Here is a 20602-nt window from a genome sequence, read left to right as displayed (position 1 = left end):
CTCGCAGTGTCGATAGCCGTAGGCTATGCCGATGCAGCTGCACCAGCTCCGGTACTTCGTCGCCGTCGCGGAACTACGACATTTCACCCAAGCTGCCGACCTGGTCGGCATCACCCAGCCCTCGCTGAGTAAGCAAATTCACGCCCTGGAGACCGGCCTCGGGGCCCCGCTGTTCGAGCGGGTGCGGGGCCGGATCGCCCTCACCGCCGCCGGCGAGGTGCTGCTCCCGCTGGCCCGGCGCATCCTCGCCGACGTCGACACCGCCACCCGGGAGGTGCAGGAGCTGGTCGGGCTGCGGCGTGGCCGGGTCCGCCTCGGCGCCACCCCGAGCCTGGCCACCTCGCTCGCCCCGCCCGTGCTGCGCCGGTTCCGCGACGCCCACCCCGCCGTCGACCTGCGGGTGGAGGAGGGTGGCTCGCAGGACCTCGTCCGCGACCTGCTGCGTGGCGACCTCGACCTTGCGCTGATCATCATGCCCGCCCAGGGCGCGGACCCAGGGCTGCACGCCGAGGAGATCCTGCGGGAGAGCCTGGTGGTGGCCTCGCTGGCCGAGGTGCCCGGCACCTCTGCCGCCGGCGAGCTGCGGGTCACCGACCTGCGGGGCCAGCCCCTGGTGATGTTCCGGGAGGGCTACGACCTGCGCGACGCCACCCTCCAGGCGTGCCGGGAGGCCGGCTTCGAGCCCACCCTGTCGGTCGACGGCGGCGAGATGGACGCCGTGCTCAGCTTCGTCGAGGCGGGGCTCGGGGTGGCGCTGGTGCCCGGCATGGTGGTGGCCCGCAGGCCCGGCGTCCGGGTCACCCGGCTGGCCCCGCCCGGCGTCCGCCGGACCATCGCCGTGGCCCGCCGTCGCGACGTGGAGCCCACCCACGCCGGCCGCGAGCTGCGCCGCATCCTCCTGGAGTACGTGCGGGAGGCGGCCGGACGGGACGACCTGCCGCCCGGGGTGGAGCTCCGCTGAGGCGTCGGGGCACTGGTCCGAATTTGGGACGAATATTCCCTATACGCCCCATATTGGGGCCTCTATGCCTGTTTCGTCGCCTATGGTGAAGCCCTGCGCAGGCATGACGCCCGTCGGCCTGCCGGGGAACAGTCCAAGCGCGCGGGCTCGCGTGGCAGGGAGGCCACCACATGAGGATCCTGGTTACCGGCGGCGCCGGCTTCATCGGCTCGCACTTCGCCCGGTGCCTGCTGGGAGGGCGGTACGTCGGCTTCGAGGACTGCCACGTCACGGTGCTCGACAAGCTGACCTACGCCAGTGACCGCAACAACCTGCCCGCCCACCACCCCCGGCTGACGTTCGTGCGCGGCGACATCTGCGACCGCCCGCTCCTGGCCGACCTGGTCCCCGGGCACGACGCCGTGGTGCACTTCGCCGCCGAGTCGCACGTGGACCGCTCGATCGACAACCCCGCGCCGTTCTTCGAGACCAACGTGATGGGTTCGCACCACCTGCTGGCGGCCTGCGCCCGCGCCGCCGTCGGCCGGGTCGTGCACGTCTCCACCGACGAGGTCTACGGGTCGATCACCGAGGGCTCCTGGACCGAGCGCTGCGTGCTGGAGCCCAACTCCCCGTACGCGGCGTCCAAGGCGGCCAGCGACTGCGTCGTGCGCTCCTATTGGCGCACCTACGACGTCGACGTGTCGATCACCCGCTGCGCCAACAACTACGGGCCGTACCAGCACGTGGAGAAGGTGATCCCGCGCTTCGTCACCAGCCTGCTCACCGGCGGGGACATCACCCTGCACGGCGACGGCGGCGCGGTGCGCGAGTGGCTGCACGTCGACGACCACTGCCGCGCGATCGCCCTCGTGCTGGCCAAGGGCCGCGCCGGGGAGGTCTACAACATCGGCGGCGACGTCGAGCTGACCAACCGGGCGCTGGCCGAGAAGATCCTGCTGCTGGCCGGTGCCGGCTGGGACCGGGTGCGGCACGTCGCCGACCGCAAGGTGCAGGACCAGCGGTACAGCCTGGATTACACGAAGATCTCCGAGGAACTGGGCTTCGAGCCGCAGATCCGGTTTGCCGACGGGCTGGCCGAGGTCTTCCACTGGTACGGGGAGAACCGGGCCTGGTGGGCGCACGCCTACCCGGAGGCCCGCCTCGGCGCGCTGGCCAACTCCGTGCGGGGCCTGCCGACCGGCCGGGCCGTGCCCGCCCCGGTGCACTGACCCGGCTCGGCGGCCCTCGGCCCCGGCTCAGCGGCCCTCGGCGTCGTCCATCGCCCGGTAGATCCGCTGCTCCGACACCGGGTACGGGGTGCCGAGGGCCTGGGCGAACACGTTCACCCGCAGCTCCTCGATCATCCAGCGGATCTGCCGCACCGCCGCCGACCCGCGCCGGGCCGGCGGCAGCGCGGCGAGCAGGTCGGCGTACTCCTTCTGCACCGCGGCCACCCGGTCCTGCTGCTGGCGGTCCCGCTGCGGGTTGCCCGGCAGCCGGTCCAGCCGCCGCTCGATCGCGGTCAGGTAGCGCAGCAGGTCGGGCAGGCGGGCGTAGCCGGTCTCGGTGACGAACCCCTTGTGCACCAGCCCCGACAGCTGGGCCCGGATGTCGGCCAGGGCGGCCACCACGGCCAGGTTCTGGGTCTTGCCGAGGCGCTGCTCGACGGCGTACGCGGCGGCGAGCACCTGCCGCACCCGGCCCATCACGTCGACGACGGTGTCCACCAGGTCGGCGCGGACCCGGTCCCGCAGAGCGGCGAAGCCGTCGGCGTCCCAGGCCGGGCCGCCCGCGTCGGTGACCAGCTTGTCGATCGCCGCCCCGGAGGCGTCGGCGATCAGCTCCTGCACGCCGCCGTGCGGGTTGCGGCTCAGCGCCAGCTTCGCCTCGTTGGACAGCCGCCCCTGGAGGAACTTCGCCGGCGACGGGACGGTCAGCCGCAGCAGCCGCCGGGTGCCCGCCCAGTGCGCCGCGGCCTGCTCCGCCTCGGAGTCGAAGACCTTCACCCCGACCGTGGACCCCTCGTCGACCAGCGCCGGGTACGCGGTGACCGCGTACCCGGCGCGCACCTGCTCGATGGTGCGCGGCAGGGTGCCGAAGTCCCACTGCGTCAGGCCCGTGCGGGCGACGTCCGGGGCGGCGGCGGCCACCACCTGGCGTACCTCCTGGCGGAGCTGGCGTTGCAGTGCCGGCAGGTCCTTGCCCTCGGCGACCGGTTTGTTCTCTTCGTCGAGCACCCGGAAGCTGACCCGTAGGTGGGCGGGGAGCTTCCCCGGCTCCCAGGCGTCGCGGGGCACGGTGACCCCGGTCATCCGGCGCAACTGCCGGGTCAGCGCGTCCAGCAGCGGCTCCTGCCCGGGGGTGATCGCCGCGAGCGCGGCCCGCGCGTAGTCGGGGACGGGGACGAAGTTGCGCCGGACCGCCTTGGGCAGCGACCGGATCAGCGCGATCACCAGCTCCTCGCGCAGCCCGGGGACCTGCCAGTCGAAGCTCTCCGCCGGCACCTGGTTGAGCAGCGGCAGCGGGATGTCCACGGTCACGCCGTCGGTGGGGGTGCCCGGGTCGAACGTGTACGTCAGCGGCAGGGTGACCCCGTCGGCCCGCCACTCGTCGGGGTAGTCGGCCTCGTCGAGCCCGCCCCGGCCGGCGTTGACCAGCAACTCCCGCGTGAAGGTGAGCAGGTCGGCCCGCTCCCGCCGCTCCTTCTTCCACCAGGCGTCGAAGTGCCGGCCGGAGACCACGTCGGCCGGGATCCGCTCGTCGTAGAAGGCGAAGATCGTCTCGTCGTCGACGAGGATGTCCCGCCTCCGTGCCCGGTTCTCCAGTTCCTCGATCTCGGTGAGCAGCTTCTGGTTGTCCCGCCAGAACTGGTGGTGGGTGGACCAGTCGCCCTCCACCAGGGCGTGCCGGATGAACAGCTCGCGCGACAGCGCCGGGTCGATCCGCCCGAAGTTGACCTTCCGGGCGGTGACCAGCGGGACGCCGTACAGGGTGACCTTCTCGTAGGCCAGCACCGCCGCCTGCTTCTTCTCCCAGTGCGGCTCGCTGTAGCTGCGCTTGACCAGGTGTTGCGCGAGGGGCTCGACCCACTCCGGTTCGACGCGGCCGGCGACCCGCCCCCACAGCCGGGACGTCTCCACCAGCTCGGCGGCCATCACCCAGCGCGGCGGTTTCTTGAACAGCGCCGACCCGGGGAACAGGGCGAACTTCGCCCCCCGCGCCCCGAGGTACTCGTGCTTCTGCGGGTCCTTCAGGCCGATGTGCGACAGCAGGCCCGGCAGCAGCGACTGGTGCACCTTCGGGGTGTCGATCTCCTCCGGCAGGTCCGCGCCGGCCCCGCGCCGGCCGTCACCCTTCTCCGCCGTACGCAGCACCTGGCGCACCTGGCTGACGATGTCCTGCCACTCGCGTACCCGCAGGTAGTTGAGGTATCCGGCCCGGCACATCCGGCGGAACGCGCTGGAGGACAGCTCCCGCTGCTGCTCGCGCAGGTGCCGCCACAGGTTCAGGTACGCGACGAAGTCCGACTCGGAGTCGGCGAACCTCGCGTGCGCCTGGTCGGCCTGGGCCTGCTTCTCGGCCGGCCGTTCGCGCGGGTCCTGGATGGACAGCGCGGCGGCGATGACGACGACCTCGGTGGCGCAGCCGTTGCGCTCGCCCTCGATCACCATCCGGGCGAGCCGGGGGTCGACGGGAAGCTGCGCCAGGCGCCTGCCCAGCGGGGTGAGCCGCTTCGCCGGGTCGGTCTCGGCCGGGTCGAGCGCGCCCAACTCGTGCAGCAGGTTGACCCCGTCGGCGATGTTGCGCCGGTCCGGCGGGTCGATGAACGGGAACGCCGCCACGTCGCCCAGCCCGATCGAGGTCATCTGGAGGATGACCGAGGCGAGGTTGGTGCGCAGGATCTCCGGGTCGGTGAACTCGGGGCGGGAGTCGAAGTCGGACTCGTCGTAGAGGCGGATGCAGATGCCGTCCGAGGTGCGCCCGCAGCGGCCCTTGCGCTGGTTGGCCGACGCCTGCGACACCGGCTCGATGGGCAGCCGCTGCACCTTCAGCCGGCTGGAGTAGCGGGAGATCCGGGCGGTGCCCGGGTCCACCACGTACTTGATGCCGGGGACGGTCAGCGAGGTCTCCGCGACGTTGGTGGCGAGCACCACCCGCCGCGCGGTGTGCGGGGCGAACACCCGGTGCTGCTCGGCGGCCGACAGCCGCGCGTACAGGGGCAGGATCTCGGTGCCCAGCAGCGACCGCTTGGACTGCACCAGCTTGCCCAGCGCGTCGGCGGTGTCCCGGATCTCGCGCTCGCCGGAGAGGAAGACCAGGATGTCGCCCGGCCCCTCGGCGGCCAGCTCCTCGACGGCGTCGCCGATGGCCTGGATCTGGTCGCGGACGTTCTCCTCGTCGTCGCCGGAGTCGTCCTCGCTCTCGCTGACCTCGACCAGCGGCCGGTAGCGCACCTCGACCGGGTACGTGCGCCCGGACACCTCGACCACCGGCGCGGGCCGGCCCTCGGCGTCGGCGAAGTGCCGGGCGAACCGGTCGGTCTCGATGGTCGCCGAGGTGATGACCACCTTGAGGTCGGGGCGGCGGGGGAGGAGCTGGCGCAGGTAGCCCAGGATGAAGTCGATGTTGAGGCTGCGTTCGTGCGCCTCGTCGATGATCAGCGTGTCGTACTGGCGCAGCATCCGGTCGGTCTGCAGCTCGGCGAGCAGGATGCCGTCGGTCATGAGCTTGACCAGGCTGCGGTCGCTCACCTGGTCGGTGAAGCGGACCTTGTAGCCGACCACGTCGCCCAGCTCTGTGCCGAGCTCCTCGGCGATGCGGTCGGCGACCGTGCGGGCGGCCAGCCGCCGGGGCTGGGTGTGCCCGATCAGCCCGTGCACGCCGCGCCCCAGCTCCAGGCAGATCTTGGGGAGCTGGGTGGTCTTGCCGGAGCCGGTCTCGCCGGCCACGATCACCACCTGGTGGTCCCGGATCGCGGCGGCCAGGTCGTCGGAGCGCTCGCTGACCGGCAGCCCCGCCGGGTACGTGATTCGGGGCACCGCCGCCCGGCGGTCGGCGAGCCGCTGCTCGGCCCGGGCGACGTCGGCGGTGATCTCGGCCAGCGCGGCCTCGCGCCGCTGCGGGTCGCGCAGCCGGCGCACCCCGTCGAGGCGCCGCTGGAGCCGGCGCTGGTCGCGGAACATCAGGGCGGGCAGGCGGCGGTGCAGCTCGCGGAGGCTGTGGGACGCGGCGGGCCCGTCGGTGGGCTCGGCGGCGGCGGTGGGCCCGGCGGCTGCGGCGGGAGCGGCTGGATTCTGCATGTCGTCGCCAAGGATAGGCAGCCGCGTGCCGGACCGCCCCCGGGTTACCGGTCGCCAGGGCTGCCGCCGGGACGGCCGCCGTCTAGAGTTGACCGCCGATCGACGCCGACCACGGGGGCCTGGGATGAGTATGCGAGACACCGACCGGGCGCTGGTGCAGGCGGCCACGGCCGTGGCGAAGCTGCGCTGCCGCAGCGACCGGCACACCGTCGCCGCGGCCGCGCGTACCGCCGCCGGCCGGGTGTTCACCGGCGTGAACGTCCACCACGTCACCGGCGGGCCGTGCGCCGAGGTGGTGGTGATCGGGGCCGCCGCCACCCAGGGGGAGACGGAGCTGGAGACCATCGTGGCGGTGGGCGACCGGGGTCGGGACGTCCTGACCCCCTGCGGCCCGTGCCAGCAGGTGCTGCGGGACTACTTCCCGTCGATCCGGGTCATCGTCGGCCCGGCGGACGCGCTGCGCGCCGTGCCGGTCGCCGAGCTGCTCCCCGGCGAGTAGGGACGCTGACCGTTAGAAACCGTTTCGTCCTCATAAAGGAGTAACGACGCCGTTTCGGCACTTTGGTGAGCAATGCTCGTTCTAGCCTCGCGGCATGGTGACCCGTAGACGACTCATCGCCGCCGGTGCGGCCGGCGGCGCGGCCCTGCTGCTGCCCGCCGGTCGCACCGCAGCCGGCGCCCCGACCGCCCCGACCGCCCTGATCGACCCCCGTGCCGTGCCCAAGTACGTCACCCCGCTGCCCGTGCCGACGGCCATGCCCGCCTCCCGCACCAGCGGCGGCGTCGACGAGTACGTGGTCGCCGTCCGCCAGTTCCGCCAGCAGGTCCTCCCGGCCGGGCTGCCGGCCACGACGGTCTGGGGCTTCGGCTCGCCCGCCCACCCGCGCAGCTTCGCCTACCCCGGCCCCACCATCGCCGCCACCGTCGGCCGTCCGGTCCGGGTGACCTGGTGCAACCAGCTCGTCGACGAGCGGGGCCGCTACCTGCCGCACCTGCTGCCGGTCGACCCGACGCTGCACTGGGCCAACCCGACCGGCGGCGTCGACGGCCGGGACCACCGGCCGCACTTCACCAGCACCCCCGGCCCGTACCGGGGACCCGTCCCGACCGTCGTGCACGTGCACGGCGGGCACAACCGGCAGGAGAGCGACGGCCACCCCGAGGCGTGGTTCCTCCCCGTGGCCCGGGACCTGCCCGCCGGGTGCGCCGACGGCGGCTCGGCCTACAGCGAGTTCCGGGACCTGGCAGCCGAGCGGACCGGCGTCCGCTGCGCCCCCGGCACGGCCAGCATGGAGTACGCCAACGACCAGCGCCCGACGACCCTCTGGTACCACGACCACACCCTGGGCATGACCCGGGTGAACGTCTACGCCGGGCTGGCCGGCTTCTACCGGCTCAGCGGCGGCCCCGACGACCTGCCGCCCGGGGCGCTGCCCGGATCGCTGCCGGAGCAGGCGTCGTACGACCTGCCGCTGCTGATCCAGGACCGCACCTTCCGCCCCGACGGCTCGCTCTGGTACCCCGAAAGCCGCGCCGACTTCGACGACTACCCCGGCCCGTACCTGCCGGGGACCGACGTGCCACCGATCTGGAACCCCGAGTTCTTCGCCGCCACCATGGTGGTCAACGGCGCGACCTGGCCGGTGCTGCGGGTGCAGCGGCGGCGCTACCGGTTCCGGCTGCTCAACGGCTGCAACGCCCGGTTCCTGATGCTGTCGGTCACCGACCACCCGACCCGCCGCCCGGCCCGGCCGGCGCTGCCGCTGTGGCAGGTCGGCAGCGACGGCGGGTTCCTGCCCGAGCCCGTGGCCGCGCCCCGGATCCTGCTCGCCAACGGCCAGCGGGCCGACGTCGTGGTCGACTTCACCGACGTGCCGGCCGGCACCGAGCTTTACCTGGTCAACGAGGGCCCCGACGAGCCGTTCGGCGGCGGCGCGCCGGGGACGGACTTCCCCCCGGCCGACCCGCGGACGACCGGGCAGGTGCTCAAGTTCGTGGTGGGCGACCGGGCCGGCGCCGATGCCAGCGTGCCGCCCGGGCAGCTGTCCCTGCCGGCGTGCGCCCCGCTGCCCGCCGCCCGGGTCGTCCGGCGGCTCTCGCTCAACGAGCAGGAGTCCTCGGCCGGCCCGGTACGTGCCCTGCTGGGCGTCGTCGCCGCCAGCGGCCGGCCGGTGCCGCTGGGCTGGGACGCGCCGGTGACCGAGACCCCCGCCCTCGGCGTCACCGAGGAGTGGGAGTTGCGCAACTGCACCGAGGACGCCCACCCCATCCACGTCCACCAGGTGCAGTTCCAGGTGCTCGGGCGGGGGCACGACGGCCGCACCCCGCCCGGCCCCGCGGAGCGCGGCTTCCACGACACCGTGGTCGCGTACCCGGGGCAGTTGACCCGGATCAAGGTCCGCTTCGACCTGCCGGGACGCTACGTCTGGCACTGCCACCTGCTGGAGCACGAGGACAACGAGATGATGCGCCCCATCGAGGTGTTGCCGTCCGGTGCCGCCGAGGGCGGGGACGGATCGTCCGGCGGCACGGCCGCCCTGGTCAGCAGGGGTGGCGACGGAGCCGGATCGACGGGCGCCGGTTAGGGTCACCCGCCCCCTTCGGTTAAGGTAAGGCGTACCTAAGTCGAGGGAGATTCGTGACCACCGTCGCCGCGCGGCCGATCCGCGTTCGGCGTGGTCCTCGCCATCGCCGTCTTCGGCGTCGGCACCCTCGCCGGGTACGTCTGGTTCGGCATCGCCGGGGCGCTCCTGGCCGGCCTGGCGCTCTTCGCCGTCGCCAACCGGGCCCGCGACGGCGCGTCGCCGGTCACCCTCGCGCTGACCGGCGCGGCGCTCGACGCCAGTCTCGGGGCCCTCGTGTACGCGCTGCTCAGCATCGACGCCCGCACCTTCGAGGAGTACCGGTTCTGGGTCGTCGGCGGGCTGACCGGCCGGGGCGTCGGGGTCGCCGGGCAGGTGCTGCCGTTCGTCCTCGCCGGGCTGCTGCTGGCAGCCCTGGTCGCCCGGGGACTCGACGCGCTCGCCCTCGGCGACGACGTGGCCCGGGGCCTGGGCCACCGCGTCGGGCTGGTCCGTCTCGGCGGCGGCGCGGCCGGGGTGCTGCTCACCGGCGCGGCCGTGGCGGCGGCCGGGCCGATCGCGTTCGTCGGACTGGCCGTGCCGCACCTGGCCCGCGCCCTGGTCGGCGCGGACCACCGGTGGACCCTCGCCGTCGCCGCGCTGCTCGGGCCGACCCTGCTGCTCGGCGCCGACGTGGCGGGCCGGCTCGTCGCCCCGCCCGGCGAGGTGCCCGCCGGGGTGGTGACCGCGCTGGTCGGCGCGCCCCTGCTGGCCTTCCTGGTGCGCCGTGCCCGGGTGGTGACCGCGTGAACCTGCTCGCCCCCACCGGTGGACGGGTCGCCCCCGCCGGCCGATCGCTGCTGCGGCTCGGCCCGCTGCGGGTGCCGGTGCGCCGCCGCCCCGTGCTGGTCGCCGCCGCGCTGGTCGGGCTGCTCGTCGCCGCCGGGCTGCTCAGCCTCTCCCTCGGCACCCCGTACGTCGCCACGCCCGACGTGCTGCGCGCGCTCGCCGGCGCGGGCACCCCGTACGACCTGGTGGTGCTCGACCTGCGGCTGCCCCGGCTGGTGCTCGCGGCGGTGGCCGGGGCGGCGTTCGGCGTCGCCGGCACGCTGATCCAGAGCGTGGCCCGCAACCCGCTGGCCAGCCCCGACGTCATCGGCATCACCCAGGGGGCCGGGCTCGCCGCGACGGTGGCCCTCACCAGCGGGGCCGCCGCCGTGCTGGTCGCCCCGGCGGCGCTGCTCGGCGGCCTGGCCGCCGCCGTCGTGGTGTTCGCCCTCGGCGCCCGGCACGGGCTGGCCGCCCAGCGCTTCGTGCTCGCCGGGGTGGCGGTCGCCTTCGGCCTGCGGGCGCTCATCGAGGTGGTCCTGCTGACCGCCGACCCGATCGACGGGCTGCGCGCCCAGATCTGGCTGCTCGGCACCCTCGCCGGCAAGGGCTGGACCGAGGCGGCCTGGATCGCCGCGACCCTGCTGGCGCTGCTGCCGGTGCTGCTCTGGGCCGGCTGAGCGCTGGGCAGCACCGCCCTGGACGACGACACGGCCCGGGGCATCGGGGTGCGCCCCGTGGCCCGCCGGGTCACCCTGGCCGGCACCGGCGTGCTCGCCGCCGCGATGGTCACCGCGCAGGTCGGCGCCGTCGACTTCGTCGCACTCGTCGCCCCGCAACTGGCCCGCCGGCTGGTCCGCGCCGAGCGGCCCCCGCTGCTGTGCTCCGCCCTGCTCGGGGCGTTGCTGCTGGTCCTCGCCGACCTCGCCGGCCGCCGGCTGTTCGCGCCCACCCAGCTGCCGGCGGGCGTGCTGACCGCCGCGATCGGCGGACCGTACCTGATGTTCCTGCTGCTGCGCGGCCGGCGGAGGGCGTCGTGACGACCCCCGCGCCCGCCGCCCCGCACACCCTTTCCGGCGCGCCGGACCCCGCCGACCCCTCCCGAGGAGCCGCGATGCTCTCCACCCGCGACCTGGTCGTCGGCTACGACGAGCGGACAGTCCTGGACGGCCTCGACGTGACGCTGCCCGCCGGGGCGTTCACCGTCATCGTCGGGCCGAACGCCTGCGGCAAGTCCACCCTGCTGCGCACCATGGCGCGGCTGCTGACCCCGCGCTCGGGCACCGTGCTGCTCGACGGCACCGCCATCCGGGACCTGCCGACGCGGGAGGTCGCCCGGCGGCTCGGGGTGCTGCCGCAGAGCCCGCTGGTGCCCGAGGGCGTGACGGTCGCCGACCTGGTCGGCCGGGGGCGGCAGCCGTACCAGCGGTGGTGGCGGCAGTGGTCGGCGGCCGACAGCGCCGCCGTCGACGAGGCGATGGCCCTCGCCGACGTGGCCGGTCTCGCCGACCGCCCGGTGGACACCCTCTCCGGCGGCCAGCGGCAGCGGGTCTGGATCGCGATGACCCTCGCCCAGGACACCGAGGCGCTGCTGCTGGACGAGCCGACCACCTTCCTCGACCTGGCCCACCAGGTGGAGGTGCTGGACCTGCTGCACCGGCTGCGCGCCGAACGGGGCCGCACCGTCGTCGCCGTGCTGCACGACCTCAACCAGGCCGCCCGCTACGCCGACCACCTCGTCGCCATGCGCGCCGGGGCGGTGGTCGCCGCGGGCCCGCCCCGGGAGATCCTCACCGCCGCGCTGGTCCGCGACGTCTTCGGGCTCGACTGCGTGGTGGTGCCCTGCCCGGTGAGCGGCGCGCCCCTGGTCGTGCCCGCCCTCACCACCGCCTCTGCCGCCGGCCCGTCGGCCGGCTGAACCCCTCGGATCGGCCTTCGGCCGGCTGAACCCCTCGAAAGGAACCCCACCATGCGTCGTCTCGCCGCCGTGCTCACCGCGGCCGTCGCCCTCGGCGTCGGGCTCACCGCCTGCGGTGAGAGCGACCCCGTCGCCGGCACCGCCACCGGACAGACCCGGGAGATCACCCACGCCATGGGCACCACCAAGGTGCCCGCCGAGCCCAAGCGGGTCGTCGTCCTCGACACCGACAAGATCGACACAGCGCTCTCACTCGGGGTCACACCCGTCGGCGCGGCGACCGCCGGCGAGGCGAGGAGCTGGCCCACCTACTTCGGCGAGGAGAAGCTGACCGGCATCAAGGAGGTCGGGGTGCTCACCGAACCCGACCTGGAGGCGATCAACGCCCTCAAGCCCGACCTGATCCTGGGCAGCAAGTTCCGCCAGGAGAAGTTCTACGACGAGCTGGCCGCCATCGCCCCGACCGTGTTCACCGAGAAGGTGGGCATCACCTGGAAGGAGAACTTTCTCCTCGACGGCCAGGCCCTGGGCAAGGAGCAGCAGGCCAAGGACCTGCTGGCCGCGTTCGAGAAGCGGGCGAAGGACTTCGGCGCGAAGCTCGGCGACGCCGCCGACCGCACCGTCTCCATCGTGCGCTTCATCCCCGGCGCGATCCGGGTGTACGGGCCGGACTCGTTCTCCGGCATCGTCGTCGGCGACACCGGCCTCGGCCCGCCCCGAGCGGCAGCAGCTCGCCGGCAAGGAGGACAAGCGGTTCGACCTGGTCAGCGCCGAGCGGGTCAACGAGGTCGACGCCGACGTCATCTTCGTGACCGCGTACGGCGAGAAGGCCGCCGCCGAGCAGGCCACCGTCACCGGCGGCACCCTGTGGAAGGGGCTGTCGGCGGTCAAGGCGGGCCGGGCGCACGTGGTCTCCGACGAGACCTGGATGACCGGGATCGGCGTCGGCGCCGCCAACAAGATCATCGACGACCTGGAGAAGTACGTCCCGGCGGCCTGACCCCCGCCCGGCCTCGATTTCGGCGCCGGCCCGCCGCATCCGTGCCGCTCGCCGTTGGTCTCCATGCGCGATCGCGCCACCTCCCTCGACGCTGTGGGAGGTGGCGCGATCGGACTTCGGCCGGGCGGCGGGTGGGTCAGGCGGCGGTGGACCAGATCGCGCGGAACGCCGCCGCCTCGCCGGCCAGCCACTGCTCGACCTGCTGGGGCTTGACGCCGTCGGGCATCCGGTGCGCCACGCCCCGCCGCACGTCGACCAGGACGGGCGCGGCGTGTGGCAGGACCGCGTCCATGTGCCGGGCCATCAGGTGCAGGGTGGCCAGGGCCGCCTCCTCGCTGGGCGGGGTCTCGTCGAAGTGCAGGCGGACGGCCTCGGCGCGGCCGTCGGCGGCGTGCCGGATGCCGAAGTGCGGATTGATCTTCACCGGCAGGTCGCCGAGCATGGCCAGGGCGTCACGCGTCTGCGCCAGGTCGACGCCCGTCGGCTCGCCGAGGGAGTGCAGCCAGGCCGTCGCGCCCGGCACGAGCGCCCGGTAGAGCGGCTGCCAGCGCGGCTTGACCGCGTCGGCCACCTGCGCCAGGTGGGTGCCGCCGGTGTGGAACGCGACGTCGGCCTTGAGCGCCTTGACGAACTGACCGTGCGGGTTGAAGCCGTGCTTGCTGGCCCGCTGCTTGCGCAGGCCCCCGACGAAGCTTGCCTTGGTGGGCCCGGTGCGGTCGACGTACCGGGTGAAGCCGAGGAGGGTGGCGTAGGGCGGGAGGGTGCTGGAGGTGGGCGCGGTCACGGAAGTCCTCCCAGGTCAGGACTTGGTTTAGTACATACATTCTAATCGACGGGTCTGACATCGCCCAGGGGAAAACAGGGTTGGTCGCCGTTGGTTGACCGGTCCGATCAGACGACGGACGGGCCGGGACTCGGCACAAGGATGATCTTGCCGCGGATGCGGCCGGACTCGGCGTCGCGATGCACCGAGGCCAGTTCGTCGAGCGGACGCGACGCGGCGACGTCGACCCGGACGGTGCCGGCATCGACGAGCCTGACCAGTGCGGCGAGGTCGCCGACGTCGTTGCGCGCCACGAAGCGCACTGCGCGCACCGGGGAACCCGTGGGCACCTCGACCGGGGCCGTGGCGGACACGACAACGCCACCCGGCCGAACCAACCGCGCCAGAGCCGCCGCCTGCCTCGCGTCCACCACGACGAGGTTGAGGATCGCGTCGACCGGGCCGTCCACGGCGTCGGCCAGGCGGATAGCCGTGTAGTCGACGATCTGGTCGGCGCCGAACCGGCTGACCGCCTCGGCGCTGCGCGGGCTGGCCGTCGCGACGACATGGGCCCCGGCGTGCTTGGCACAGCCGCTCCAGAGCTACGCCACCAGCACCGCCGGCGGCCCCACCGGCACCGACAGTCCGGCCACCGTGACGCTCTGCGGCGCGTACGAACTCGACCAGGCCCGGACCCATCCGCTCCTTGAGGACCTGCCCGAACTCGTCCACCTCCCCGCGCACCTCGGCAGGCACCCCGCACTGCGCGCCACCGTTGACCTGCTCGCCGCCGAGTTGGAACGACCCCGCCTAGGCACGGACGCCGTCGTTCCGGCGCTGCTGGACACACTGCTGCTCCACATCCTGCGCGCCTGGCTCGACGAGCAGCGCTCATCGGTCACCACCGCCGGTTGGGCGGCGGCGCTCAACGACCCGGTCACCCTCGCCGCGCTGCAGGCCATCCACCGTGACGCGGCGCGGCCGTGGACCGTCGCGACACTCGCCGCCGAGGCCGGACTGTCCCGGGCACCCTTCGCCCGCCGCTTCGCCACCCGGCTCGGGCAGCCGCCGCTGACCTACCTGACCTGGTGGCGGATGACCACCGCCGCCCGACTGCTCCGCGAGTCCGACGCGCCGCTGCGCGCCATCGCCGCCCGGGTCGGCTACGCGTCCGAGTTCGCCTTCGCCACCGCGTTCAAGCGCCAGCACGGCACCGCCCCCGGCCGGTACCGGCGCGGGGCGTAGGTGGCGCCGAGGGGCGCGAGGACGGCTACCGGCTCTGTCGCGTACGCGGCCCGGCGGGAACCGTCGTCGCGCTGCCGAGCAACCCGGCTCGTGGTCAGGGGCCGCCCAGGACGACGGGGTTGGTGAGCGCGGCCATCTGCCCGTCGGGATGGCGCACCTCGACCCGGACGAACATCGCATCCGCCGCCTCGGTGCGCCAGGTCAGGGCACCGGAGCCGCCGTCGGGCAGGCGCACGCGGTGCACGGTGCCCCGGTCGGTGTGGAAGGTGACGGTGCCGGACGGCACGCCGCGTACGTCCACCCGTACGACGATGGGCCCGTCGCCGGTCTCCAGCCGCTGGCCGATCCCGGCGCCGGCATCGCCGGTGGCGGCGGTGAGCGACAGCTCGACGGCGGCCGACCCGGCGATCCAGCTCCGGCCGGCCCGGATGCCGGCGAGGATCGCGGCGGTGGTCGACTCCTCGGCCAGCACGACGGTGTGCGGCACCCCGAGCTGACCCGCCAGGTGCGTGTCGCTGCAGCCCAGCGCCGGCCGCCACCGCCCGCCGTGGATGCCGGCGGCCAGGCCCCGGCCCCACTCGGCCAGCGCCGCCTCGTTGTCGGCGTTCCAGGGCAGGTCCGAGCGCCACCGCCCGTTCCACACCTCCACCGCGTCGAACCCGTCGAACGGGTACGCGAAGACGCCGGAAGGGTACGGCGCGTGGGGGTGCGCCGCCACGCAGAGCCCGCCGGCCCGGTGCACCTGCTCCAGCTGCCGGTCGATCATCCCGTCGCGGACGCCGTACCGCCAGTCGACGACCTGCCCGGGGGCGATGCCGAGCGCCAGCCAGTGCCCGGTCCGGGTGGTGACCTCCTGGCCCAGGATCACCAGCAGGTCGTCGCCGGCGAGCGGACCCCAGGCGGCGTGCGTGTCCGACGTGTTGTGCTCGGTGACCGCGATGAAGTCCAGGCCGACCGCACGGGCACCGGCCACCACCTGCTCCGGCGTCAGCTCCGCACCGTGCGAGCGCGCCGAGTGCACGTGGCAGTCGCCCCGGTACCAGCCGTGCCCTCGGTCCCGCCGGATGCCCACGGTCAGAGCTGGCCGACGTCCGTGATCCGGACGACGGCCGCGCCGACCTCGTCGGAGGCGGCCAGGTCGACCTCGGCGCTGATGCGCCAGTCGTGGTCGCCGTCGGGGTCGTCGAGGATCTGCCGGACCGTCCACCGCTCCCGGCCCTGCTCGATCATCAGCAGCGCCGGGCCGCGGGCGTCCGGCCCGGTGCCGATCGAGTCGTACGCCTCGAAGTACGGCTCCAGCGCGTCGGCCCACGCGTCGGCGTCCCACCCGTCGGCGGCGTCCAGCTCGCCGAGCAGGTCCCAGCGGCGCAGGGCGGCCAGCTCGACCCGGCGGAACAGCGCGTTGCGCACCAGCACCCGGAACGCCCGCGCGTTGCGGGTGACCGCCGGCGGCCGGTCGTCGAGGGCGGCGTGCGCCTCGGCGGCCTCGGCGACGTCCGACGGGTTCTTCAGCCGCTCCCACTCGTCGATGAGGCTGGAGTCGACCTGGCGGACCAGCTCGTGCAGCCACTCGATGAGGTCGATCAGCTCCTCGGTCTTGGCGTCCTCGGGCACGGTCTGCCGCAGCGTCTTGTACGCGTCGGCGAGGTAGCGCAGCACGAGGCCCTCGGAGCGGGTGAGGGAGTAGAACTGCACGTACTCGGTGAAGGTCATCGCCCGCTCGTACATGTCCCGCACGACGGACTTGGGGGAGAGTTGGTGGTCGGCGACCCACGGGTGCCCCCGCCGGTACATCTCGTACGCGGCGTCCAGCAGCTCCGCGAGGGGCTTCGGGTGGGTCACGTCGTCGAGCAGTTCGAGGCGGGCCTCGTACTCGATGCCCTCGGCCTTCATCGCGGCGACCGCCTCGCCGCGGGCCTTGAACTGCTGCGCGGACAGCACCTGGCGCGGGTCGTCGAGGATCGATTCGATCACGCTGAGCACGTCGAGGGCGTACGACGGGCTCTCGGCGTCGAGCAGCTCGATCGCGGCCAGCGCCAGCGGCGACAGCGGCTGGTTGAGCGCGAAGTCGAGCTGGAGGTCGACGGTGAGCCGCACCCGGCGGCCGGTCTCGTCCGGCTCGGGCAGCTCCTCGACCACGCCGCCGGCCCGCAGCGCCCGGTAGATGGCGATGGCCCGGCGGATGTGCCGGCGCTGGGCGGCGCGGTCCTCATGGTTGTCGGTGAGCAGGTGCCGCATCGCGGCGAACGCGTCGCCGGGGCGGCCGATGACGTTGAGCAGCATCGAGTGGCTGACCTGGAAGCTGGACGTCAGCGGCTCCGGCTCGGCCTCGACCAGGCGGTCGAAGGTCGGCCGACCCCAGCCGATCGAGCCCTCCGGCGGCTTCTTGCGCACGACCTTGCGTCGCTTCTTCGGGTCGTCGCCGGCCTTGGCGAGGGCCTTCTCGTTCTCGATGACGTGCTCGGGGGCCTGCACGACGACCCGGCCGAGGGTGTCGAAGCCGGCCCGCCCGGCCCGGCCGGCGATCTGGTGGAACTCGCGGGCCTTCAACAGCCGGGTACGCACCCCGTCGTACTTGCTCAGGCCGGTGAACAGCACCGTGCGGATGGGCACGTTGATGCCGACGCCGAGGGTGTCCGTGCCGCAGATGACCTTGAGCAGGCCGGCCTGGGCGAGGGTCTCCACGAGCCGGCGGTACTTCGGCAGCATGCCGGCGTGGTGCACGCCGATGCCGTGCCGCACCAGCCGCGACAGCGTCTTGCCGAAGCCGGAGGTGAACCGGAACCGGCCGATCGCCTCGGCGATCAGGTCCTTCTCGGCCCGGGTGCAGACGTTGACGCTCATCAGCGCCTGGGCGCGCTCCAGGGCGGCGGCCTGGGTGAAGTGCACGACGTATACCGGGGCCTGCTTGGTCTCCAGCAGCTCCTCGAGGGTCTCGTGCAGCGGCGTCATCGCGTACGAGAAGAGGAGCGGGACCGGCCGCTCGGCCGAGCGCACGACGGCGGTCGGCCGGCCGGTGCGCCGGGTCAGGTCGTCGACGAAGCGGCTGGTGTCGCCGAGGGTGGCCGACATCAGCACGAACTGGGCCTGCGGCAGCTCGATGATCGGCACCTGCCACGCCCAGCCCCGGTCCGGCTCGGCGTAGAAGTGGAACTCGTCCATGACCACCTGGCCGACGTCGGCCCGCGCGCCTTCGCGCAGCGCGAGGTTGGCCAGCACCTCGGCGGTGCAGCAGATGATCGGGGCGTCGGCGTTGACGCTGGCGTCGCCGGTGAGCATGCCGACGTTGTCGGCGCCGAAGACCTCGCAGAGGGCGAAGAACTTCTCCGACACCAGGGCCTTGATCGGGGCGGTGTAGAAGGTCGTCCGGTCGTCGGCCAGGGCGGCGAAGTGGGCGGCGATCGCGACCAGGCTCTTGCCCGAGCCGGTCGGCGTGTTCATGATCACGTTCGCGCCGGAGACGATCTCGATGACCGCCTCCTCCTGGTGGGGGTAGAGGTCGAGGCCGCGCTCCTTCGCCCAGCTGGCGAACGCGTCGAAGAGGGTGTCGGGGTCGGCGCTTGTCGGCAGCGCGGCGGTGAGCGTCATAGCCCGTCCATCGTGCCTGTCGCAGGCCCCTCCGCGCCAACCGGGTGTTAGGAAGGGCCCCCTGTGCAACAGAATGCGTTAACAGGGGGCCCTTCCTTGCACCGCACGCACCGCGCGGCGTGCCTCGGCCGGCACCCTCACGCGCGGCGGTGGACCAGGTCGAACACCGGGCGGCCCGCCGTCAGCGCGCGCCGCTCGAACTTGGTCACCGGCCGGTGCTCCGGGCGCGGGGCGTACCCGCCGTGCACGTCCACCAGCCCCGGGTCGGCGGTCAGCGTCTCGCGCATCGACTCCGCGTACTCGGCCCAGTCGGTGGCGCAGTGCAGCGTCCCGCCGGGCGTCAGCCGGGAGCGCAGCAGCGCCACGTGCGTCGGCTGGATGATCCGCCGCTTGTGGTGCCGCGACTTGGGCCACGGGTCGGGGAAGAAGACGTGCACCGCGTCCAGCGACCCGTCGGGCAGCGCCCGGACCAGGTCCAGCGCGTCGCCCTGGGCGACCCGTACGTTGCCCAGCCCGAGGCGCTCCACCAGCCCCAACAGGTTGGCGATTCCCGGCGTGTGCACCTCGACCGCCAGATAGTCTCGGCCTGGGTCGGCGGCGGCCATCGCGGCCGTGGCGTCCCCCATCCCCGACCCGATCTCCAGCACGATCGGGGCCCGGCGGCCGAACAGCGCCGGCAGGTCCACGGGCGCGGCGGCGGGATCGTCGGCGACCGTCAGGCCGTGCGCCGACCAGAGCCGGTCGAGGGCGTCGAGCTGGCGGCCGGTCATCCGGCCCCGGCGGGGGTGGAAGGTGCGGATCCGCGACGCGTGCGGCGGCACGGTCACGACGGGGTTCGCTTCGGTGGAGGTCACAGCGGTCCGAGCGTACGCGACCAGCGCGCCGGATCGGCTGTGAGGTACGACCGGGGATGAGAAGATTCATCCCGTACGGCAGGCCGGGCGGGCCGCTGCCCGGCGACGCACTACCGCGCCGGAGGGGTCATGGGGGCAGCCACGCACCAGTGCGCCGGACCGGCCACGGGCCCCGGCACGGGGCTGGCCGCGCGGATCGGCGCCGCGTTCGCCGTCGCCGTCGCCGCGTTCGCCGGCCCGCTCGCGGCGGGCGCGCGGGCCGCCGGGGCACCCGAGGCCGTCCCCGTGGCCGCCCCCGTCCCCGAGCCCCCGGTCGGCCCGCCCGGCCCGGCCGGTGGGCAGCAGCCCGGCTCGCAGCCCGGCTGGCTCGTCTTCGTCGAGGTCACCCCCAGCACCGTGCAGCCCGGCTACCTCGTGGGCATCCGGGCGAGCTGCCACGACAACTCGGTGCCGGCGATCGTGGTCTCCGACGCCTTCGGCCGGGTCGCCGTGCACCCGCAGCGTGGCCTGCTCACCGGCACCCCGATGGTCCGCGAGCGCATCTGGCCGGGCAACTACCGGGTCAAGCTCGAATGCCGGGGCGGCGAGACCGCCACCACGATGCTCCAGGTGGTCAAGAAGCAGCCCTCGCCCGCGCCCACCCACAAGCCGACCTACCAGCCGACCCACCATCCGACGTACCCGCCGACGCACCATCCCAGCCGGGGGCCGAACACGGGCTTCGGTGGCACCGCCCGGGGCGCCACCGACGGGCTGCTGCTGCCGGGCGGCGTGGCGTTGACCGTGGCCGGGGTGACGATCGGCGTGGCCACGGCCCGTCGACCGCGGTCCCGCCGCGGCGGAAACCGCAGCTGAGGCCGGCCGTGGCGTCGGCAGGTACCGCCCCGGGCGCGGCGTCCGCGCGTACCACCGGGTTGGACGGCCGCCGCCGGCCCTGGTCGGTGCCGGCGGCCGTGGCCCTGGTGCTGCTCGGCGTCTTCGCCACCGGCGCCGGCCTCGGCCGCGCGGCGGGGCCGTTCGAGTGGGCGACCCGGCCGGCCGAACGGGCGGCAGCCGCCGTCGACGACGCGCCCCGTCCGGCCGTGGGCCGACCGGTGAGCCTCCGGGTGCCGGCGATCCGGGTGTCCGCGCCCGTCGGCCCGGTCGGGCAGGCGGCCGACGGGTCGATCGCCGTGCCGCCGCTGAGCGCCGCCGCCGAGACCGGCTGGTACGACCGCAGCGTGATCCCCGGCGAGCCGGGCCGGGCCGTCATCGTCGGCCACGTGGACACCCGCGACGGTCCGGCCGTCTTCTACGACCTGGGCAGGCTGCGGGCCGGCGACCGGATCGAGGTGACCCGCGCCGACGGCGACGTGGCGGTCTTCGCGGTGGACTCCGTCGAGCACTTCGGCAAGGACGAGCTGCCCGCCGACCGGGTGTACGGCGACGACGGCCCGCCGGAGCTTCGGCTCATCACCTGCGGCGGCGCGTGGGTCGGCGGCCGCACGGGCTACGCCGACAACGTCATCGCCTTCGCCACCCTCCTGCCCCCCGACCCCCGGCAGCCGCGGTGATCAAGAGGTTCGCGTCATCGCCGAGATCGACTCTGCCGCCTTTCTCATG

At 74.1% G+C, this 20602-nt stretch carries 14 protein-coding genes and 4 pseudogenes; 12 read left to right on the top strand and 6 right to left on the bottom strand.

Features of this window, described 5'->3' with window-relative positions; all coding sequences use genetic code 11:
• The first annotated feature begins 25 nt into the window (after positions 1–25).
• Positions 26–961: a LysR family transcriptional regulator gene (locus tag GA0070558_RS15390; RefSeq protein ID WP_091280134.1), complete on the top strand. Its 936-nt coding sequence runs from the start codon at positions 26–28 to the stop codon at positions 959–961.
• A gap of 170 nt (positions 962–1131) precedes the next feature.
• Complete coding sequence (gene rfbB / locus GA0070558_RS15385; RefSeq protein ID WP_091280131.1) at positions 1132–2172, top strand: dTDP-glucose 4,6-dehydratase; 1041 nt, start codon at positions 1132–1134, stop codon at positions 2170–2172.
• A gap of 27 nt (positions 2173–2199) precedes the next feature.
• On the opposite strand, the gene hrpA is transcribed toward rfbB, so the two are convergent.
• Positions 2200–6243, bottom strand: coding sequence for an ATP-dependent RNA helicase HrpA (gene hrpA / locus GA0070558_RS15380; RefSeq protein ID WP_256091956.1), 4044 nt, complete (start codon positions 6241–6243; stop codon positions 2200–2202).
• A gap of 124 nt (positions 6244–6367) precedes the next feature.
• On the opposite strand from hrpA, the gene GA0070558_RS15375 reads away from it, so the two are divergent.
• The 7 genes and pseudogenes from GA0070558_RS15375 to GA0070558_RS34370 all read left to right on the top strand — a co-directional run bounded on the left by GA0070558_RS15375 (position 6368) and on the right by GA0070558_RS34370 (position 12550).
• The gene (locus GA0070558_RS15375) at positions 6368–6742 is read left to right on the top strand and encodes a cytidine/deoxycytidylate deaminase family protein (protein WP_043962821.1); all 375 of its coding nucleotides are present in this window, start codon (positions 6368–6370) and stop codon (positions 6740–6742) included.
• Positions 6743–6836: 94 nt separating this feature from the next.
• The gene (locus GA0070558_RS15370) at positions 6837–8828 is read left to right on the top strand and encodes a multicopper oxidase family protein (RefSeq protein WP_091280127.1); all 1992 of its coding nucleotides are present in this window, start codon (positions 6837–6839) and stop codon (positions 8826–8828) included.
• Positions 8829–8918: 90 nt separating this feature from the next.
• The gene (locus tag GA0070558_RS15365; protein WP_256091955.1) at positions 8919–9614 is read left to right on the top strand and encodes a FecCD family ABC transporter permease; all 696 of its coding nucleotides are present in this window, start codon (positions 8919–8921) and stop codon (positions 9612–9614) included.
• A pseudogene (locus tag GA0070558_RS34975) lies at positions 9611–10672 on the top strand (FecCD family ABC transporter permease). The gene GA0070558_RS15365 and the pseudogene GA0070558_RS34975 overlap by 4 nt, the downstream one beginning before the upstream one ends.
• Positions 10673–10746: 74 nt before the next feature.
• The gene (locus tag GA0070558_RS15355; protein ID WP_091280124.1) at positions 10747–11550 is read left to right on the top strand and encodes an ABC transporter ATP-binding protein; all 804 of its coding nucleotides are present in this window, start codon (positions 10747–10749) and stop codon (positions 11548–11550) included.
• 51 nt (positions 11551–11601) lie between these two features.
• Positions 11602–12213, top strand: a pseudogene (locus tag GA0070558_RS34375) (ABC transporter substrate-binding protein); the annotation flags it as partial.
• A gap of 145 nt (positions 12214–12358) precedes the next feature.
• On the top strand, positions 12359–12550 hold the full coding sequence (locus GA0070558_RS34370) for a hypothetical protein (RefSeq protein ID WP_256091954.1): 192 nt from the start codon (positions 12359–12361) through the stop codon (positions 12548–12550).
• A 136-nt stretch (positions 12551–12686) separates the two neighbouring features.
• Here the strand turns inward: GA0070558_RS34370 and GA0070558_RS15345 are convergent, their stop codons facing one another.
• Both GA0070558_RS15345 and GA0070558_RS32835 read right to left on the bottom strand, forming a co-directional pair.
• Positions 12687–13334: a hypothetical protein gene (locus GA0070558_RS15345; protein ID WP_091280121.1), complete on the bottom strand. Its 648-nt coding sequence runs from the start codon at positions 13332–13334 to the stop codon at positions 12687–12689.
• Between the two features lie 107 nt (positions 13335–13441).
• Positions 13442–13843: pseudogene (locus GA0070558_RS32835) on the bottom strand (zinc-binding dehydrogenase); the annotation flags it as partial.
• A 40-nt stretch (positions 13844–13883) separates the two neighbouring features.
• On the opposite strand from GA0070558_RS32835, the pseudogene GA0070558_RS15335 reads away from it, so the two are divergent.
• A pseudogene (locus GA0070558_RS15335) lies at positions 13884–14558 on the top strand (helix-turn-helix transcriptional regulator); the annotation flags it as partial.
• 94 nt (positions 14559–14652) lie between these two features.
• On the opposite strand, the gene GA0070558_RS15330 reads toward GA0070558_RS15335, so the two are convergent.
• From GA0070558_RS15330 to trmB, 3 genes are all read right to left on the bottom strand, one after another.
• Positions 14653–15630: a CehA/McbA family metallohydrolase gene (locus GA0070558_RS15330; protein WP_256091952.1), complete on the bottom strand. Its 978-nt coding sequence runs from the start codon at positions 15628–15630 to the stop codon at positions 14653–14655.
• A 2-nt stretch (positions 15631–15632) separates the two neighbouring features.
• Entirely contained in the window at positions 15633–18146 is a 2514-nt protein-coding gene (locus GA0070558_RS15325) for a DEAD/DEAH box helicase (protein ID WP_091280114.1), read from the bottom strand.
• A gap of 137 nt (positions 18147–18283) precedes the next feature.
• The gene (gene trmB, locus GA0070558_RS15320) at positions 18284–18916 is read right to left on the bottom strand and encodes a tRNA (guanosine(46)-N7)-methyltransferase TrmB (protein ID WP_439709604.1); all 633 of its coding nucleotides are present in this window, start codon (positions 18914–18916) and stop codon (positions 18284–18286) included.
• A 213-nt stretch (positions 18917–19129) separates the two neighbouring features.
• On the opposite strand from trmB, the gene GA0070558_RS15315 reads away from it, so the two are divergent.
• Positions 19130–19855, top strand: a complete 726-nt coding sequence (locus tag GA0070558_RS15315) for a hypothetical protein (RefSeq protein ID WP_256091951.1) — start codon at positions 19130–19132, stop codon at positions 19853–19855.
• An 8-nt stretch (positions 19856–19863) separates the two neighbouring features.
• The gene (locus tag GA0070558_RS15310; RefSeq protein WP_439709601.1) at positions 19864–20553 is read left to right on the top strand and encodes a class F sortase; all 690 of its coding nucleotides are present in this window, start codon (positions 19864–19866) and stop codon (positions 20551–20553) included.
• Positions 20554–20602 lie beyond the last annotated feature (49 nt).

Origin of the sequence: Micromonospora haikouensis (genome assembly GCF_900091595.1) — a bacterium.
In the GTDB taxonomy this organism is placed as follows: domain Bacteria; phylum Actinomycetota; class Actinomycetes; order Mycobacteriales; family Micromonosporaceae; genus Micromonospora; species Micromonospora haikouensis.
The sequence above is the reverse complement of the archived record's forward strand: the minus strand, read 5'-3'. Positions and strand labels throughout refer to the sequence as shown.

What these genes read in the sequence shown, in the direction of transcription:
- hrpA (WP_256091956.1), bottom strand. Translation starts at nt 6,243, where the DNA reads ATGCAGAATCCAGCCGCTCCCGCCGCAGCCGCCGGGCCCACCGCCGCC.
- GA0070558_RS15390 (WP_091280134.1), top strand. Translation starts at nt 26, where the DNA reads ATGCCGATGCAGCTGCACCAGCTCCGGTACTTCGTCGCCGTCGCGGAA.
- GA0070558_RS15375 (WP_043962821.1), top strand. Translation starts at nt 6,368, where the DNA reads ATGAGTATGCGAGACACCGACCGGGCGCTGGTGCAGGCGGCCACGGCC.
- trmB (WP_439709604.1), bottom strand. Translation starts at nt 18,916, where the DNA reads ATGACCGGCCGCCAGCTCGACGCCCTCGACCGGCTCTGGTCGGCGCAC.
- rfbB (WP_091280131.1), top strand. Translation starts at nt 1,132, where the DNA reads ATGAGGATCCTGGTTACCGGCGGCGCCGGCTTCATCGGCTCGCACTTC.
- GA0070558_RS15370 (WP_091280127.1), top strand. Translation starts at nt 6,837, where the DNA reads ATGGTGACCCGTAGACGACTCATCGCCGCCGGTGCGGCCGGCGGCGCG.
- GA0070558_RS15355 (WP_091280124.1), top strand. Translation starts at nt 10,747, where the DNA reads ATGCTCTCCACCCGCGACCTGGTCGTCGGCTACGACGAGCGGACAGTC.
- GA0070558_RS15315 (WP_256091951.1), top strand. Translation starts at nt 19,130, where the DNA reads ATGGGGGCAGCCACGCACCAGTGCGCCGGACCGGCCACGGGCCCCGGC.
- GA0070558_RS15325 (WP_091280114.1), bottom strand. Translation starts at nt 18,146, where the DNA reads ATGACGCTCACCGCCGCGCTGCCGACAAGCGCCGACCCCGACACCCTC.